This window comes from Pseudomonas sp. P867, assembly GCF_019891455.1.
In the GTDB taxonomy this organism is placed as follows: Bacteria; Pseudomonadota; Gammaproteobacteria; order Pseudomonadales; family Pseudomonadaceae; genus Aquipseudomonas; species Aquipseudomonas synxantha_A.
This window is the reverse complement of record NZ_JAFLXB010000002.1, coordinates 613,880-629,279: the sequence shown is the minus strand read 5'-3', so window position 1 is coordinate 629,279 and position 15,400 is coordinate 613,880. Positions and strand designations below refer to the sequence as shown.

The 15,400-nt window shown below is 58.3% G+C and carries 14 protein-coding genes; 12 read left to right on the top strand and 2 right to left on the bottom strand.

What is annotated here, in order from left to right; translation table 11 throughout:
- Positions 1-296: 296 nt before the first annotated feature.
- Complete coding sequence (locus J1G33_RS06410) at positions 297-1,517, bottom strand: CaiB/BaiF CoA-transferase family protein (RefSeq protein ID WP_223017819.1); 1,221 nt, start codon at positions 1,515-1,517, stop codon at positions 297-299.
- A gap of 13 nt (positions 1,518-1,530) precedes the next feature.
- Positions 1,531-2,712 (bottom strand): acyl-CoA dehydrogenase, encoded by a 1,182-nt coding sequence (locus J1G33_RS06405; RefSeq protein ID WP_005783512.1) that lies wholly within the window; start codon positions 2,710-2,712, stop codon positions 1,531-1,533.
- 156 nt (positions 2,713-2,868) lie between these two features.
- Here J1G33_RS06405 and J1G33_RS06400 point away from each other — a divergent pair, with 156 nt between their 5' ends.
- From J1G33_RS06400 to J1G33_RS06345, 12 genes are all read left to right on the top strand, one after another.
- A complete protein-coding gene (locus J1G33_RS06400; RefSeq protein WP_005783510.1) occupies positions 2,869-3,768 on the top strand; it encodes a LysR family transcriptional regulator in 900 nt (299 codons plus the stop codon).
- 452 nt (positions 3,769-4,220) lie between these two features.
- Positions 4,221-5,342: a Re/Si-specific NAD(P)(+) transhydrogenase subunit alpha gene (locus J1G33_RS06395; protein ID WP_005783509.1), complete on the top strand. Its 1,122-nt coding sequence runs from the start codon at positions 4,221-4,223 to the stop codon at positions 5,340-5,342.
- A 15-nt stretch (positions 5,343-5,357) separates the two neighbouring features.
- Complete coding sequence (locus J1G33_RS06390; RefSeq protein WP_005783507.1) at positions 5,358-5,681, top strand: NAD(P) transhydrogenase subunit alpha; 324 nt, start codon at positions 5,358-5,360, stop codon at positions 5,679-5,681.
- The gene (locus tag J1G33_RS06385; protein WP_223017818.1) at positions 5,681-7,117 is read left to right on the top strand and encodes an NAD(P)(+) transhydrogenase (Re/Si-specific) subunit beta; all 1,437 of its coding nucleotides are present in this window, start codon (positions 5,681-5,683) and stop codon (positions 7,115-7,117) included. Before J1G33_RS06390 ends, J1G33_RS06385 begins: the two co-directional genes overlap by 1 nt.
- Positions 7,118-7,296: 179 nt before the next feature.
- On the top strand, positions 7,297-8,790 hold the full coding sequence (locus J1G33_RS06380; protein ID WP_032878531.1) for an acetyl-CoA hydrolase/transferase family protein: 1,494 nt from the start codon (positions 7,297-7,299) through the stop codon (positions 8,788-8,790).
- Positions 8,791-9,108: 318 nt separating this feature from the next.
- Positions 9,109-9,324, top strand: coding sequence for a DUF1127 domain-containing protein (locus J1G33_RS06375; protein ID WP_005783500.1), 216 nt, complete (start codon positions 9,109-9,111; stop codon positions 9,322-9,324).
- A gap of 328 nt (positions 9,325-9,652) precedes the next feature.
- Positions 9,653-9,973 (top strand): DUF2388 domain-containing protein, encoded by a 321-nt coding sequence (locus J1G33_RS06370; protein ID WP_032878532.1) that lies wholly within the window; start codon positions 9,653-9,655, stop codon positions 9,971-9,973.
- A 105-nt stretch (positions 9,974-10,078) separates the two neighbouring features.
- Positions 10,079-10,387 (top strand): DUF2388 domain-containing protein, encoded by a 309-nt coding sequence (locus J1G33_RS06365; RefSeq protein ID WP_032878533.1) that lies wholly within the window; start codon positions 10,079-10,081, stop codon positions 10,385-10,387.
- A 26-nt stretch (positions 10,388-10,413) separates the two neighbouring features.
- The gene (locus J1G33_RS06360; protein ID WP_005783494.1) at positions 10,414-10,734 is read left to right on the top strand and encodes a DUF2388 domain-containing protein; all 321 of its coding nucleotides are present in this window, start codon (positions 10,414-10,416) and stop codon (positions 10,732-10,734) included.
- Positions 10,731-12,692, top strand: a complete 1,962-nt coding sequence (locus tag J1G33_RS06355; RefSeq protein WP_032878535.1) for a DUF4105 domain-containing protein — start codon at positions 10,731-10,733, stop codon at positions 12,690-12,692. Before J1G33_RS06360 ends, J1G33_RS06355 begins: the two co-directional genes overlap by 4 nt.
- A gap of 367 nt (positions 12,693-13,059) precedes the next feature.
- Complete coding sequence (locus J1G33_RS06350) at positions 13,060-14,367, top strand: CitMHS family transporter (RefSeq protein ID WP_003187405.1); 1,308 nt, start codon at positions 13,060-13,062, stop codon at positions 14,365-14,367.
- Positions 14,368-14,431: 64 nt separating this feature from the next.
- A complete protein-coding gene (locus tag J1G33_RS06345; protein ID WP_005783489.1) occupies positions 14,432-15,199 on the top strand; it encodes a TerC family protein in 768 nt (255 codons plus the stop codon).
- Positions 15,200-15,400: the final 201 nt, after the last annotated feature.

Sequence of the window (15,400 nt, the reverse complement as noted above, 5' to 3'; positions counted from 1 at the left end):
AGATCTCTCCGAAGCGGGAGGCGAATTCTACAGCGTTACACGCTGCTGTCAACACCTCTTTTTCAACTTCCTTTTGGCTTCGATGAACTGAAGCAACCTGCTGCCGAAAACTACGTAACTCATTGTTTACCAAGGAGTTTTCCGTTTCGACTGCGCCGGAAGTGGGGCGAATTATAGGCTTCCAGAATCTGCCGTCAACTCTTAATTCTGCTTTTCTATCAATTAGTTAGAATTGATTAAAAAACCACCACCACTTATAGGAACGCCATGAGTACCCTCTATATAGAAGGAATCATTCAGACGATGCCCGCCTCCTTCAACGCAGCCACATTAGCTGCCCCTAACCCCAAAATCCCCTGCAGCACCTGAAGCGTGTGCTCCCCCAGGAGAGGTGGTGCATTTCGATATTCCACTGGCGTCTTGGACAAGCGTATCGGGCTGGCAACCTGAGGCACTATCCCCGCCAGCGCATGGGGAAGCTCCATCGCCAGGCCGCGCGCCTGGACCTGAGGATCGGAGAAAACTTGCGCCAGATCATTGATCGGTCCACACGGCACGCCCACTCGCTCCAATTGCGACACCCACTCAGCCGTTGTCTTGAAGACAGTCGCCTGGCGGATCAACGGAATCAGCGCAGCACGGTTGGCCACTCGCGCCTGGTTAGTGGCGAAACGCGGGTCATCCCCCCATTGCGGCTGCCCAGCAACTTCAGCGAACTTGCGGAACTGGCCGTCATTACCCACCGTCAGGATGAAATCACCATCAGCCGTAGGAAAGTCCTGATACGGCACGATGTTCGGATGCGCATTGCCCAGGCGTTTTGGCGAGACTCCGGTGGTCAGGTAATTCATCGCCTGATTAGCCAGGCAAGCCACCTGCACATCCAGCAGCGCCATATCGATATGTTGCCCACCGCCATCATGATCGCGGTGAGCCAACGCTGCCAGGATCGCGACGGTCGAATAGAGTCCCGTGAGAATATCGGTCAATGCCACACCGACTTTCACCGGCCCTGCGCCCTCATCACCTTCAGGCCGGCCGGTCAGGCTCATCAACCCACCCAGCCCTTGAATCATGAAGTCGTAGCCGGCACGCGCGGCATAAGGCCCCGTCTGCCCAAAGCCCGTGATCGAGCAGTAGATCAACTCAGGATTTATCTCCTTGAGCGACTCGTAATCCAGCCCATAAGCCGCCAGACCACCCACTTTGAAGTTCTCGATCAGGATGTCTGACTTGGCCGCCAGATCACGCACCAGTTTCTGCCCTTCAGGCTTAGTGAAGTCGATGGTCACCGATTCTTTATTTCGGTTGGCGGACAGATAGTACGCCGCCTCACTGGTATTTTCGCCGTATGCGTCCTTGAGGAAGGGCGGCCCCCAGGCGCGCGTGTCATCACCGCTGCCTGGCCTTTCGACCTTGATCACCTCGGCCCCAAGGTCCGCAAGAATCTGCCCGGACCAAGGGCCCGCCAGTACACGCGATAAATCCAGTACCCGCAGGTGGGAAAGCGCGCCCATGTCCGTGCTCCTATTAATAGAACGCCTGAAGACCGGTCTGTGCGCGCCCAAGAATCAAGGCATGCACGTCGTGGGTTCCCTCATAGGTATTGACCACTTCGAGGTTGACCAGGTGGCGCGCCACCCCGAATTCGTCGGAGATGCCGTTGCCGCCCAACATATCGCGGGCCATGCGGGCGATGTCCAGGGACTTGCCACACGAGTTACGCTTCATGATCGATGTAATCTCGACCGCTGCGGTCCCCTCGTCTTTCATCCGCCCCAGACGCAGGCAACCTTGCAGAGCCAAGGTGATCTCGGTCTGCATATCGGCCAGCTTCTTCTGGATCAACTGCGTTGCAGCCAATGGCCGACCAAACTGCTGACGATCCAGGGTGTACTGGCGCGCGGTATGCCAGCAGAACTCAGCAGCCCCCAACGCCCCCCAGGAGATACCGTAGCGCGCCGAATTCAGGCAAGTAAAAGGCCCCTTCAAGCCACGCACATCCGGAAAAATGTTCTCGTCCGGCACAAACACGTTATCCATGACAATTTCGCCGGTAATGGACGCTCGCAAGCCGACCTTGCCGTGAATCGCCGGGGCGCTAAGGCCCTTCCAACCTTTTTCCAGGACGAAACCACGGATATCGCCTGCATCATCTTTGCCCCACACCACAAACACGTCGGCTATCGGGCTGTTGGTGATCCACATCTTCGCGCCGGTCAGGCTGTAGCCGCCATCTACCTTTCGCGCACGGGTAATCATCGCGCCCGGATCAGAACCATGGTTGGGTTCGGTGAGCCCGAAACAGCCAATCCATTCGCCGGACGCCAATTTCGGCAGGTATTTTTGTTTTTGCGCCTCGGTGCCGAACTCATTGATCGGCACCATGACCAGTGACGACTGAACACTCATCATCGAACGATAGCCGGAGTCGACACGCTCCACCTCACGCGCAATCAGCCCGTAGCTGACGTAGTTCAAGCCGCTGCCACCGTACTGCTCGGGAATCATCGCCCCCAGCAAACCGGTTTCTCCCATCTCACGGAAAATAGCGGGATCAGTCTTTTCATGACGGAAGGCTTCGAGCACGCGAGGGGCCAGCTTGTCCTGAGCAAACTGCTCGGCACTGTCACGCACCATGCGCTCCTCTTCGGTGAGCTGTTGATCCAGCAGCAGTGGATCGATCCAGTTGAAGCTTGCCTTGCCAGCCATGAATAAGTCCTCGCGGATAAAAACTGAAGTCGTGATTCAGACTAGGCCGGCCACGCGCAGAGGGCAAACGAGGTTTCTGCATAGGGTTGTGCTAATTTCTCACTCCGTAATACTCGAAAAGCCCATAAATGCGCCTTATCTGTGAGGGCAACGTACATGCGCAGAAAAATACCTAGCACCACCGCGCTTATCAGCTTCGAAGCGGCAGCCCGTCACGAAAGCTTCACCAAGGCGGCACAGGAGCTTTCCATCACCCAAGGCGCCATCTGTCGACAGATCGCCAGCCTTGAGGAGTTTTTAAGTGTCGAACTGTTTCGCCGCTCGCGTCGCGGGGTGAAGCTGACAGAGGCAGGGCTCTCTTACAGCCGCAGAGTTGCTACACAGCTGGACGCCGTAGAGCGCGACACCCTCTCGGTCATGGGTCAGCAGGGCACCAACGCCATCGAGTTGGCGGTGGTACCGACCTTCGGCACGCAATGGCTGATTCCACGCCTCAAGGACTTTCAGGACCGGCACCCGGAGGTGACCGTGAATCTGACCAATCGGACACGCCCGTTCCTGTTCGCCGACACCGCGTTCGACGCCGCGATCTACTTCGGCGATGCCGATTGGTCCGGCACAGAGTCACACCGGCTGATGGGAGAAAACCCTGTCCCGGTGTGCAGTCCACACTTACTTGGAGGCCGCGCGCACTTAACTCCTCAAGAGATCGCCGAATTACCGCTGCTACAGCAGACAACACGCCCTTATGCCTGGCGTCAGTGGTTCAACGCGCAACAGCTGAGTCTGCCTCGCGACATGACAGGCCCTCGATACGAGCTATTCTCGATGTTGTCCCAAGCGGCTATGCATGACATGGGCATCGCACTGATACCACCCTTCCTCATCCAGCGCGAGCTGAAGGAGCAGCGACTGGTGATTGCGAGCACCGAAACGCTAAGCAGCGAAAAGGCGTACTACCTCATGATTCCCGATAAAAAAGTCGAATCGGCCTCCCTACACGCATTCAAGGACTGGCTGATTGAACAATCAAAGCGCTACAACCCCGGCATTTAAAGGATAAAGCTGCCTTGTTGACCCTGTAGTCAGGTTACTTTGAATCCTACAGATATACGTATATGTCGCATTTAGACAGTCTGTACCGGTTGAGCAAAAACAAGGCTCAAAGCCATGATCTACAGGGCTTGTAGCGACTAATACCAGCCTATAAGCGACCATTCACATCGGCGATTGGAAAACATCGAGTAAATGCCCTTGAGCCTTTAAAGACTTGTATTTAAAGAGGTTATTCAAGGCGGTTGCGACAATCAGTCACAGGGTGACTTGTAGTTAATTTTTCGTCACCCGTCATAATCTCTTGAAGGCCGTAAAGTTCGCCTGCAAAATGCCGCGCCCCGCTGTCATTTCAGCGGGATCGTGCTGATCGGTCGCCCCAGTTGCGCCACTCGCGGTGCACTGGCCTTTTTACAAAAAGATCAAAAGCAAAAAGATCATGCAGGAGATTTGACGTGCACATTGGTGTTCCTCTCGAAACCCAGACCGGTGAAACGCGGGTGGCTGCCACCCCGGAAACCATCAAGAAGCTGATCGGCCAGGGCCATAAGGTCACTGTACAAAGCGGTGCAGGCATCAACGCCAGCATCGTCGACAGTGCTTATGAAACGGCAGGCGCAACCATTGGCAGTGCCAGCGATGCGTTCGGCGCCGAGCTGATCCTCAAGGTGGTTGCCCCCAGCGACAGCGAACTGGCGCTGATCAAAAGCGGCACCGTATTGGTGGGCATGCTCAATCCGTTCAGCAACGAAACCATCGCCAAGCTTGCCGAATGCGGCATCACCGCCTTCGCCCTCGAAGCCGCGCCACGCACTTCACGGGCCCAAAGCCTCGACGTGCTGTCTTCGCAAGCCAATATCGCCGGTTACAAGGCTGTGTTGCTGGCCGCTCATCACTACCCGCGCTTCATGCCGATGCTGATGACCGCCGCCGGCACTGTGAAAGCTGCGCGCGTGTTGATCCTCGGCGCCGGTGTCGCGGGCCTGCAAGCTATCGCCACGGCAAAACGCCTGGGCGCGGTCATCGAAGCGTCCGACGTCCGTCCGGCGGTAAAAGAGCAAATCGAATCCCTGGGCGCCAAGTTCGTCGACGTGCCCTACGAAACCGATGAAGAGCGTGAATGCGCCGTCGGTGTCGGCGGCTACGCGCGCCCGATGCCCACCAGCTGGATGCAGCGCCAGGCCCTGGCCGTGCACGAACGCGCGAAGCAGGCCGACATCGTCATCACCACCGCACTGATTCCAGGCCGCAAGGCACCTACCCTGCTTAGCGCCGATACCGTCGCGCAGATGAAACCCGGCTCGGTGGTCATCGACCTCGCCGCAGCTCAGGGCGGCAACTGCCCGTTGACCGTCGCTGACCAAGTCGTGGTGGAAAACGGTGTGATCATCTGCGGCCCGACCAACCTGGCAGGCGCTGTCGCCGCAGATGCCTCGGCCTTGTACGCGCGCAACCTGCTGGACTTCCTGAAGCTGGTCTTCACCAAGGAAGGGCAGTTTGAAATCAACCTCGAAGACGACATCGTCGCCGCGTGCCTGATGTGCCGCGACGGCCAAGTCATCCGCAAAAACGCCTAAGCAGGGATTCAGACGATGGAAGAGCTTATCTCCCCCGGTATCTACAACCTGATCATCTTTGTGCTGGCGATTTATGTCGGTTACCACGTGGTCTGGAACGTTACCCCCGCGCTGCATACGCCATTAATGGCAGTGACAAACGCGATTTCCGCGATCGTGATTGTGGGCGCCATGCTGGCCGCCGCCCTCACCGTGACGCCGTTGGGCAAGACGATGGGCACCCTGGCGGTAGCTTTGGCTGCGGTTAACGTGTTCGGCGGTTTCCTGGTTACGCGTAGGATGCTTGAGATGTTCAAGAAGAAAGCGCCCAAAGCTGTGAAAGAAGAGGTGCAGAAGTAATGAGCATGAATCTGGTGACGACGCTCTACCTGATCGCGTCGATCTGCTTCATCCAGGCCCTCAAAGGCCTGTCGCACCCCACCACCTCCCGACGCGGCAACCTGTTCGGCATGCTCGGCATGGCACTGGCGGTGCTGACCACCGTAGGCCTGATCTATAAGCTCGGCGCGGAGCTGGCCACCGCCGGTATCGGCTACGTCATCGTCGGCCTGCTGGTCGGCGGCACGGCCGGCTCGATCATGGCCAAACGCGTAGAGATGACCAAGATGCCGGAGCTGGTGGCGTTCATGCATAGCATGATCGGCCTGGCAGCGGTGTTTATCGCGATTGCAGCGGTCGTCGAGCCGCAATCCTTGGGTATCGTCAAACACTTGGGCGATTCGATCCCGGCCGGTAACCGCCTGGAGCTGTTCCTCGGTGCCGCCATCGGTGCTATCACCTTCTCCGGCTCGGTGATCGCATTCGGCAAGCTGTCGGGTAAGTACAAGTTCCGCCTGTTCCAAGGCGCACCGGTACAGTTTGGTGGGCAACACAGGCTGAACCTTGTGCTCGGCTTGGCAACCCTGGGCCTGGGCCTGGCGTTCATGTTCACCGGCAACCTCACTGCGTTCGCGCTGATGCTGGCCCTGGCCTTCGTGCTGGGCGTGCTGATCATCATCCCGATCGGCGGCGCCGACATGCCGGTAGTGGTATCGATGCTCAACAGTTATTCCGGCTGGGCAGCGGCGGGCATTGGTTTCTCGCTGAACAACTCGATGCTGATCATCGCCGGCTCCCTGGTCGGCTCCAGCGGCGCGATCCTGTCTTACATCATGTGCAAGGCGATGAACCGCTCCTTCTTTAATGTACTGCTGGGCGGTTTCGGCAATACGCCAGACGCCGGTGCAGCAGCTGGCTCGAAAGAAGCTCGGCCGGTGAAGTCCGGCTCGGCCGACGACGCTACCTTCCTGCTGACCAACGCCGACACGGTCATCATCGTGCCGGGCTATGGCTTGGCTGTCGCACGGGCACAACACGCGCTTAAAGAGCTGACCGAGAAGCTCACCCATCGCGGCGTCACCGTGAAGTACGCGATCCACCCGGTGGCGGGCCGTATGCCTGGGCATATGAACGTGCTGCTGGCCGAGGCCGAAGTGCCTTACGACCAGGTGTTCGAGATGGAAGACATCAACTCTGAGTTCGGCCAGGCTGACGTGGTGCTGGTGTTGGGCGCCAACGATGTGGTCAACCCGGCGGCCAAGAACGATCCGAACTCACCGATTGCCGGTATGCCGATCCTCGAGGCGTTCAAGGCCAAGACCATCATCGTCAACAAGCGCTCGATGGCCAGCGGCTATGCAGGCCTGGATAACGAGTTGTTCTACCTGGACAAGACCATGATGGTCTTCGGTGATGCCAAGAAGGTCATCGAAGATATGGTCAAAGCCGTCGAATAACACTGCGCCAGCGCAATACCCGAAACCCTGGCCTCACGTAGGCTGGGGTTTTTTATTAGCGGATGAAACCCGACCAAAGGCTCTAAATCGCCACCTGGCATTCGACCATGGTAGCGGGCCGAAACTTTTTGAAATCACTACACTGCCCACCTTGCTTCCGTAGCCTGAGATAACAATTCATGTACCGTGATCGTATCCGCTTGCCTTCGTTGTTGAACAAGGTCATGAGCGCGGCAGACGCCGCTGCACTGATCGAGGACGGCATGACCGTCGGCATGAGCGGCTTCACCCGCGCCGGTGAAGCCAAGGCCGTCCCCCACGCCCTGGCCGAACGCGCCAAGACTTCGCCCCTCAAAATCACCCTGATGACCGGCGCCAGCCTGGGCAACGACCTGGACAAGCAACTGACTGAAGCTGGCGTACTGTCGCGACGCATGCCGTTTCAAGTCGACAGCACGCTACGCAAAGCGATCAATGCTGGCGAGGTGATGTTTATTGACCAGCACTTATCGGAAACCGTCGAGCAACTGCGCAACAACCAGCTCAAGTTGCCGGACATTGCGGTAATCGAAGCGGTCGCCATCACTGAACAAGGGCACATCGTGCCCACCACGTCCGTAGGCAACTCAGCCAGCTTCGCAATTTTTGCCAAGCACGTGATCGTCGAGATCAACCTCGCGCACAATCCGAACCTGGAAGGGCTGCATGACATCTATATCCCGACCTACCGGCCGACGCGCACGCCTATCCCGTTGGTGAAGGTCGACGACCGCATTGGCAGCACTGCGATTCCGATCCCGCCAGAGAAAATCGTCGCTATCGTGGTCACTAACCAGGCCGACTCTGCCTCAACCGTGACGCCGCCTGACGGTGACACTCAAGGCATCGCCAACCACCTGATCAACTTCCTCAAGCAGGAAGTTGATGCCGGACGCATGACCAACAAACTCGGCCCGCTGCAAGCCGGGATCGGCAACATTGCCAACGCGGTGATGTGTGGCTTGATCGATTCGCCCTTCGAAGATCTGACGATGTACTCGGAAGTGCTGCAGGATTCGACCTTCGACCTGATCGACGCCGGTAAGCTGAGCTTCGCATCCGGCAGCTCGATTACCTTGTCGGAGCGCCGCAATGCCGACGTTTTCGGCAACCTGGAGCACTACAAAGACAAGCTGGTACTGCGCCCACAGGAAATCTCCAACCATCCTGAAGTGGTGCGCCGCCTGGGCATCATCGGTATCAACACCGCGCTGGAGTTCGATATCTACGGCAACGTCAACTCCACCCACGTCTGCGGCACGCGGATGATGAATGGCATTGGCGGCTCCGGGGACTTCGCGCGCAACGCGCACCTGGCAATCTTTGTCACCAAATCGATTGCCAAGGGGGGCGCGATTTCCAGCGTGGTGCCGATGGTCAGCCATGTGGACCACACCGAACATGACGTGGACATCCTCGTCACCGAAGTGGGCTTGGCCGATCTGCGCGGCCTGGCACCGCGGGAGCGTGCGCGGGTGATCATCGACAACTGTGTGCATCCGGCCTACCGCGACGCGCTCAATACTTACTTCGAAGCCGCCTGCGCCATCGGTGGGCACACGCCGCATATCCTGCGCCAGGCACTGAGTTGGCACATCAACCTGGAAGAAACCGGGCATATGCTCAAGGCTTGATGAATACAGATCCGAGCTGATGCAACTACAGTTTCATCAGCTCGGCAGCCTAGCCAGTGTCTATGCAAAAAACTGTACTACTGTACCGCTCATTTCCTACTTAAATATCCCACAACTCATCTTGAAAACACCCATTTCGCACCTTTTGGGTGCGCACAGGTACAGTTGCCCCATTTCCGTACCGTACAGCCGTATTAAACAGTTAACTGGCCCCTCACAATACAGGTGAACTGTATCTAGAGAGTCTTGCGCCGGAGGAGGATCATTGGCATCAGTTAAACCACTACCTAATCCCGCCACAAGCGGAAGGATGTCATCATGGAACGTACACTCAGTTCCGAACTGTTCTTCGAAGAGAAAGCTGTAAACACCAACGCTTCCCTGCCTTTGCGCGTTCTCGCCAACCTGATGTTGTGGCAGCGCCGCATCTCCAGCCGCCACCAATTGGCTCGCCTGGATTCGCGTCTGCTGGCTGACGCCGGTATCAGCGAAGCTCAACGCTACGAAGAGCTGAGCAAGCCGTTCTGGCGCTAAGCAGCGCCCGCTGGCCCTGACCCACCGGGTCCACCGCCAGCACTCTGATTTGTTAAAGCAAAGCCCGCCCCGGGTAACCGGAGGCGGGCTTTGTTGTTTCTGCGAAAGGGCATTGAATCGGTAGGATTTCTATCTACAGGTACAGTTCTAATAAAATCATTATTAACCAGTACAGTTAAATTACAGGCTTCCTGTTGCACCGGTCCAAGCCTAATATCCACTCACCACGTGGCGAACCCTGTAGAGCGAGCGTCTGATGCTCAACAGTCCCAGTCCGTCTCACTGTGGCCGCGTCGCGCCACCTTATTTCGTCTACAGGAGTTACCCCATGTCCCGCCTTCGCCTGCTGTGCACCGCCGCTGTGCTGACCCTGGCCGCCAACGCTAACGCGAGCAGCTTCATCATGACCACCGACTCGATCGTTGGCGCCCTGAAAGCCACTTCCGACGCCACCTCCGATGCGACCTCCTCCCTGCGCGACAATAAGGTCGTACAGGCCGCCCGTGATGACGCAGCCAGCTTCGTCGCCAGCGAAGGCGCTATCCGTGGCGTGAAACTGGAAAGCGCCCTGGCCCACATCCGCCAGCAAGCGCCGCAACTGGCCATCGCTACCGATGCACAGCTGGCACAGGCAATCCTGGCGATCTGATCTGCGGCAACAGACGGGAGCGCCTGCCGCTCCCGAATGCCTCGGCGCTGGCCCTCGCCTGGTCATTGCGCTAGCCTTGGCGCTCGTTTTCAGTTGTCGAGTCCCATGGCTTTTTCATACCGCCTGTTGATTGTTCCCGTACTGTTTTGCGCCTGCTGGTCACCCTTGGCTTTGGCCATGGATGTGTCCACCCAGAGCACCGTTGTCAGCGTGTATGCCACCGGCAAGGTGACCTCTGCGCCGTTCGACAACAAGTTGGTGATGGCCGCTCAGGATGATGCTGCCGCTTTCATTGCCACTGACGGCCAATGGCGGGGCGCACGCCTGGAGTCCGCGCTGGATTATCTGCGCCACAGTCGGCCAAAACTTCATGCGAGCGACCTTGAACTGGCGCAAGCAATTCTCGTCCAATAGTTATCTTTGTATTTCGGAGTCACTCGATGCGTAGCCCGTTGATCGTCGCCGCCCTCGGCCTGCTGTTTTTGGTCGATGTCGCCCAGGCGCAAACCTTGAAGGCCACCAGCAACATCATCGTGCGTGCGTCGGCGCGCACCATTGATTTCACCTCAGACACCACCACGTCCATCCGCGACTCCAAAATCGTGCGCGAAGCCCACGACGACGCCGCCAGCTTCGTAGCCACGAATGGAGAGATCCGTGGTGCCCAGCTTGAAGCTGCGTTCGATACCCTTCGCACCCGCGTGCCAGAAGCCCGTGATGCCAGCGACCAGACCCTCGCCGAAGCTATCCTCGCTCTGTGAGGCGCATCAAAACCTGGCTCCTGGCCGGGGTTGTGCTGTTGTGTGCAAGTACAGCCCAGGCCAGCCTGCAACTGCGGCTCAAAACCGATGGTTTGAGCCCGGCCGAACAGCAGGCCAGCCAGGCATTGCTCGATGAAGCGCTGCGCGCCTTGCCGCCACGTTTTGTCGAGCAATTGGATCGGCGGATTGATGTCGGCTGGACCGACAAGATGCCTGAAAATGCCTATGGCCAGGCGTCCCTGGTGTCCGAGCTGGACCTTAATCAAAACCTGCTCGCCAGCCTGACCGACGGCAGCGCCGCCACCCTCAAAACCAATCGCCCCCACGGCACCGTGCGCCAGGAATTGCTCGCCACGGTGCTGCATGAACTGACCCACATCTATGACCGCGCACGCCTGTGGCCCAAAGACGAGCGCGCACTGATCCAGCGTTGCAGTCGCCAGAACAACATTACCGGCTTGATCGGCCTGCCCGATCAATGCCGTGGCCAGAACGACCGGCGCTTCACTCTCAGTGATGATCCCCGCCTGCTGGACCTCGCCGGCTGGCCACAATATGTCGGCCGCCGCGGCGAGCGTGAACAGCATAACAATCAGGTGGTGCGCAGCCCGGACATCTACGAAACCACCAGCCCGTTGGAGTTCGTGGCGGTCAACATGGAGTACTTCCTCCTCGACCCCAGCTACGCCTGCCGACGCCCCGCGCTGTTCCGCTATTACAAGGAACATTTCGGCTGGGCGCCGCCCGAACAGCAACCCTGTGCCAAGACATACCCGTTCCTGAACGCCGGCAATGACTTCGCCAAGACGCCACTGGGGCAAATAGACCCGGAGCGGGTGTATGAAATCGACTACCTGCTCGCCGAAGCCAACCAGAATCTGGTGAGCCGCTGGGGCCATAGCATGCTGCGGCTGGTGATCTGCGCGCCAGGTCGCCCGCGTGGCCCTGACTGTCGGCTGGATCTGGACCGCCACCTGGTGCTGTCCTACCGCGCCTTCGTCGGTGACGTACAGCTGTCGAGCTGGGATGGCCTGGTGGGCAAGTACCCGTCGCGATTGTTCGTATTGCCGCTGGCCCAGGTCATCGATGAATACACCAAGACCGAATTACGAGGCCTGGCGTCGGTACCGCTGAAGCTCAACCGCCAGGAAATCAACGACACCGTCGAGCATGCGGCTGAAATGCACTGGAGCTATGACGGCAACTATTTCTTTATCTCCAACAACTGTGCGGTTGAAAGCCTGAAACTGTTACGCAGTGGCAGTGCCAACCCGCAACTGACCGGCCTGGACAACATCACCCCCAACGGTTTGCTGCAAGTGCTCAGCGCACGTGGCCTGGCCGATACCAGCGTATTGAATGACAAGCGTGAGGCGTTGCGCCTGGGGTACCACTTCGACTCATTCCGCGAACGCTACCAGGCGATGTTCGATGTACTGCGCAAGCGCCTGCCGATCAAGCAGACCCAGGTCGAAGACTGGCTGGCCCTGGATGCGCAAGCGCGCCGCCAGTGGTTCAGCCAGGCCGACCTGCGTACCAGCGCTGCATTGTTGTTGCTTGAACAAGCCAGCTATCGCAAGCAACTGATGCTCGCTCAGGACGAAGTCAAACAGCGCTATCTCAATGCCCGCGAGCTGAAAAATGGCGGCATGGAGAAAGCCAACAACACGCTGCAACAGATCCTCGCCAACAGTGGCTTTCTCAGTCGCCCGGCCGAGTTGCTCGACAGTGGCGGCTATGGCCTACCGCAACCTTCGGAAGCCAAGCGCCTGGAGTCGGAGAGCGCCGAACGTCAGAAGCAGTTGCAATCATTGACCGGCGAGCTGGATAAAGAGGTGAGGGCGCTGCTCGATCCGGCCCGCGCTGCCGAGATTGCGGCCTGTGAGGCCAACCTCAAGCAGTTGGGTGAGCATCTGCGTGCGCTGCATAAAGCGGCCGGCGGCCTCGAACTGCCCTAAAAACATAGCGGTACACAATCAAATTGTGGGAGGGGGCTTGCTCCCGATAGCGGTGTATCAGTCACTGGAAATATTGACTGAACTCCAGCTATCGGGAGCAAGCCCCCTCCCACATTTTTATCTGCATGAGCCTTAAAACCGTGTGTCACCAGTTTCTCCAGCGAAAGCTGGCTGAAAGCTTACCCGTCTAGGATCGCCCCAACTGCCGGCAACAGACCGGCTGTAAACAACAACAATGGTGATTCCCGATGTCCGCTCGTACCCGCCTGTTCGCACCCACTCCACCCGTACGCCTCGTGCCTTTCGTTCTGCGCTGACCCTCACCCGGTTCGCCATTCCCTAGCCGCGCTACGCCTGGAGTATTCCTATGCTGACTTTCCTTGGCTTTGCCATGGTCATCACGTTCATGTTCCTGATCATGACCAAGCGCCTGTCTGCGCTGATCGCCTTGATCATCGTGCCCATCCTGTTTGCACTGTTCGGCGGTTTCGCGCCGAAGATCGGCCCAATGATGCTCGAAGGCATCACCAAGCTCGCGCCAACTGGCGTGATGCTGATGTTCGCCATCCTCTACTTTGCCTTGATGATCGACTCCGGCCTGTTCGACCCGGCCGTGCGCAAGATCCTCAAGATGGTCAAGGGCGACCCGCTGAAAGTCTCGGTCGGCACTGCCGTGCTGGCTTTGGTGGTATCCCTGGACGGTGATGGCGCCACCACCTACATGATCTGCGTCGCCGCCATGCTGCCGCTGTACCAGCGCATAGGCATGAGCCCGCGGATCATGGCCGGTCTGATCATTCTCGCCGGCGGTGTAATGAACATGACACCCTGGGGTGGCCCGACGGCTCGTGCGGCCAGTGCGTTGCATGTTGATCCGTCCGACATCTTCGTACCGATGATTCCGGCCATGGCCGCTGGCGTCGTGGCGATCCTGGTAATTGCCTACATGTACGGCAAGCGTGAGCGCGCACGCCTGGGTGAACTGCACCTGCAGGGCGACGAGATCGACCACAGCGAAATCAGCGTGTCGCAATTCCCCGACGCCCGCCGCCCGAAACTGATCTGGTTCAACGGCGCCCTCACCCTGGCCCTGATGTGCACCCTGATTGCCGGCCTGTTGCCGCTGCCGGTGCTGTTTATGGTGGCGTTCAGTATCGCGATGATCGTCAACTACCCGTGCCTGCAACAGCAGAAAGACCGCGTCGCGGCCCACGCCGGCAGCGTCTTGGCGGTCGTCGGATTGATCTTCGCCGCCGGGATCTTCACAGGCATCCTGTCGGGCACCGGCATGGTCGACGCCATGTCAAAAAGCCTGCTGGCGGTCATCCCGGAAGCCATGGGCCCGTACCTGGCAGTGATCACTGCGCTGGTGAGCATGCCGTTCACCTTCTTCATGTCCAACGATGCGTTCTATTACGGCGTACTGCCAGTATTGGCCGAAGCGGCCAGTCACTACGGCATCACCGCGGTAGAAATGGCCCGTGCGTCGATCGTCGGGCAACCCGTGCACCTGCTCAGCCCGCTGGTACCTTCGACTTACTTGCTGGTGGCGCTGGCGGGTATTGAGTTCGGCGACCACCAACGCTTCACCTTGAAGTGGGCAGTGCTGGTATGCCTGTGCATAATGTTCGCCGCATTGCTGATGGGGATTTTTCCGCTGTTCAGCACTCTATAATCGTACTGACTCACCGCGCGGCGCTACAGCTTGCGCGGTTTAACACTTGCTCAAAGGAATACACATGGAATGGCTGACCAATCCGGAAATCTGGATTGCCTTCTTCACCCTGACGGCTCTCGAGATCGTCCTGGGCATCGATAACATCATCATGATTTCGATCCTGGTCAGCCGCATGCCCAAGCATATGCAGGCGCGCACCCGGATCTTCGGCCTGGCACTGGCCATGGTCACGCGCATCCTGTTGCTGCTGTCGATCACCTGGGTCATGCAACTGACCGCCGACCTGTTCGTGGTGTTTGGCCAGGGCATTTCCGGCCGTGACCTGATCCTGTTCTTCGGTGGCCTGTTCCTGCTGTGGAAAAGCTCCCAGGAGATGTACCACGCCCTGGAAGGGGAAGACGAAACCAACGACGAGCCCAAAGGCGCCGGTGGCAAGTTCATCTACACCATCATCCAGATCGCCATCATCGACATCGTGTTCTCCCTGGACTCGGTGATCACCGCCGTCGGCATGGTTTCCCATGTGCCGGTGATGGTAGCTGCAATCGTCGTGGCCGTACTGGTGATGATGCTGGCTGCCGGCACCATCAGCGAGTTCATCGACAAGCACCCGTCGCTGAAAATGCTGGCGCTGTCGTTCCTGCTGGTGGTGGGTACCGTGCTGATCGCCGAATCCTTCGACGTGCATGTGCCAAAAGGGTATGTCTACTTCGCCATGGCGTTCTCGCTGGCAGTGGAAGCGGTGAACATCAAGATGCGTACCGCCATCGCCAAAAAGAAGAAGCAGCAGGATCCAGTGAAACTGCGTAAAGACATTCCGGGTCAATAAACCTGACCCGCTGCTGAAATGGGGCGCTTGCGCCCCATTTTTTCGTCTGCCAAAAAGCTGATTTCATGACAGTTTTGTTTCAATCCCCACTTTAGCTATGCGATGCTGGCGCAGAGCCCATTCGCCAACTACAGCTTAAGTACAAGACGTAGAACGGCACGCGGTAACTTTCCTTCGCTCCTCCTGGAGCGCACCCACACG

Coding starts and splice junctions, on each gene's coding strand:
- J1G33_RS06410 (WP_223017819.1), bottom strand. CDS start 1,517: ATGGGCGCGCTTTCCCACCTGCGGGTACTGGATTTATCGCGTGTACTG.
- J1G33_RS06405 (WP_005783512.1), bottom strand. CDS start 2,712: ATGGCTGGCAAGGCAAGCTTCAACTGGATCGATCCACTGCTGCTGGAT.
- J1G33_RS06400 (WP_005783510.1), top strand. CDS start 2,869: ATGCGCAGAAAAATACCTAGCACCACCGCGCTTATCAGCTTCGAAGCG.
- J1G33_RS06390 (WP_005783507.1), top strand. CDS start 5,358: ATGGAAGAGCTTATCTCCCCCGGTATCTACAACCTGATCATCTTTGTG.
- J1G33_RS06385 (WP_223017818.1), top strand. CDS start 5,681: ATGAGCATGAATCTGGTGACGACGCTCTACCTGATCGCGTCGATCTGC.
- J1G33_RS06380 (WP_032878531.1), top strand. CDS start 7,297: ATGTACCGTGATCGTATCCGCTTGCCTTCGTTGTTGAACAAGGTCATG.
- J1G33_RS06375 (WP_005783500.1), top strand. CDS start 9,109: ATGGAACGTACACTCAGTTCCGAACTGTTCTTCGAAGAGAAAGCTGTA.
- J1G33_RS06370 (WP_032878532.1), top strand. CDS start 9,653: ATGTCCCGCCTTCGCCTGCTGTGCACCGCCGCTGTGCTGACCCTGGCC.
- J1G33_RS06365 (WP_032878533.1), top strand. CDS start 10,079: ATGGCTTTTTCATACCGCCTGTTGATTGTTCCCGTACTGTTTTGCGCC.
- J1G33_RS06360 (WP_005783494.1), top strand. CDS start 10,414: ATGCGTAGCCCGTTGATCGTCGCCGCCCTCGGCCTGCTGTTTTTGGTC.
- J1G33_RS06350 (WP_003187405.1), top strand. CDS start 13,060: ATGCTGACTTTCCTTGGCTTTGCCATGGTCATCACGTTCATGTTCCTG.
- J1G33_RS06345 (WP_005783489.1), top strand. CDS start 14,432: ATGGAATGGCTGACCAATCCGGAAATCTGGATTGCCTTCTTCACCCTG.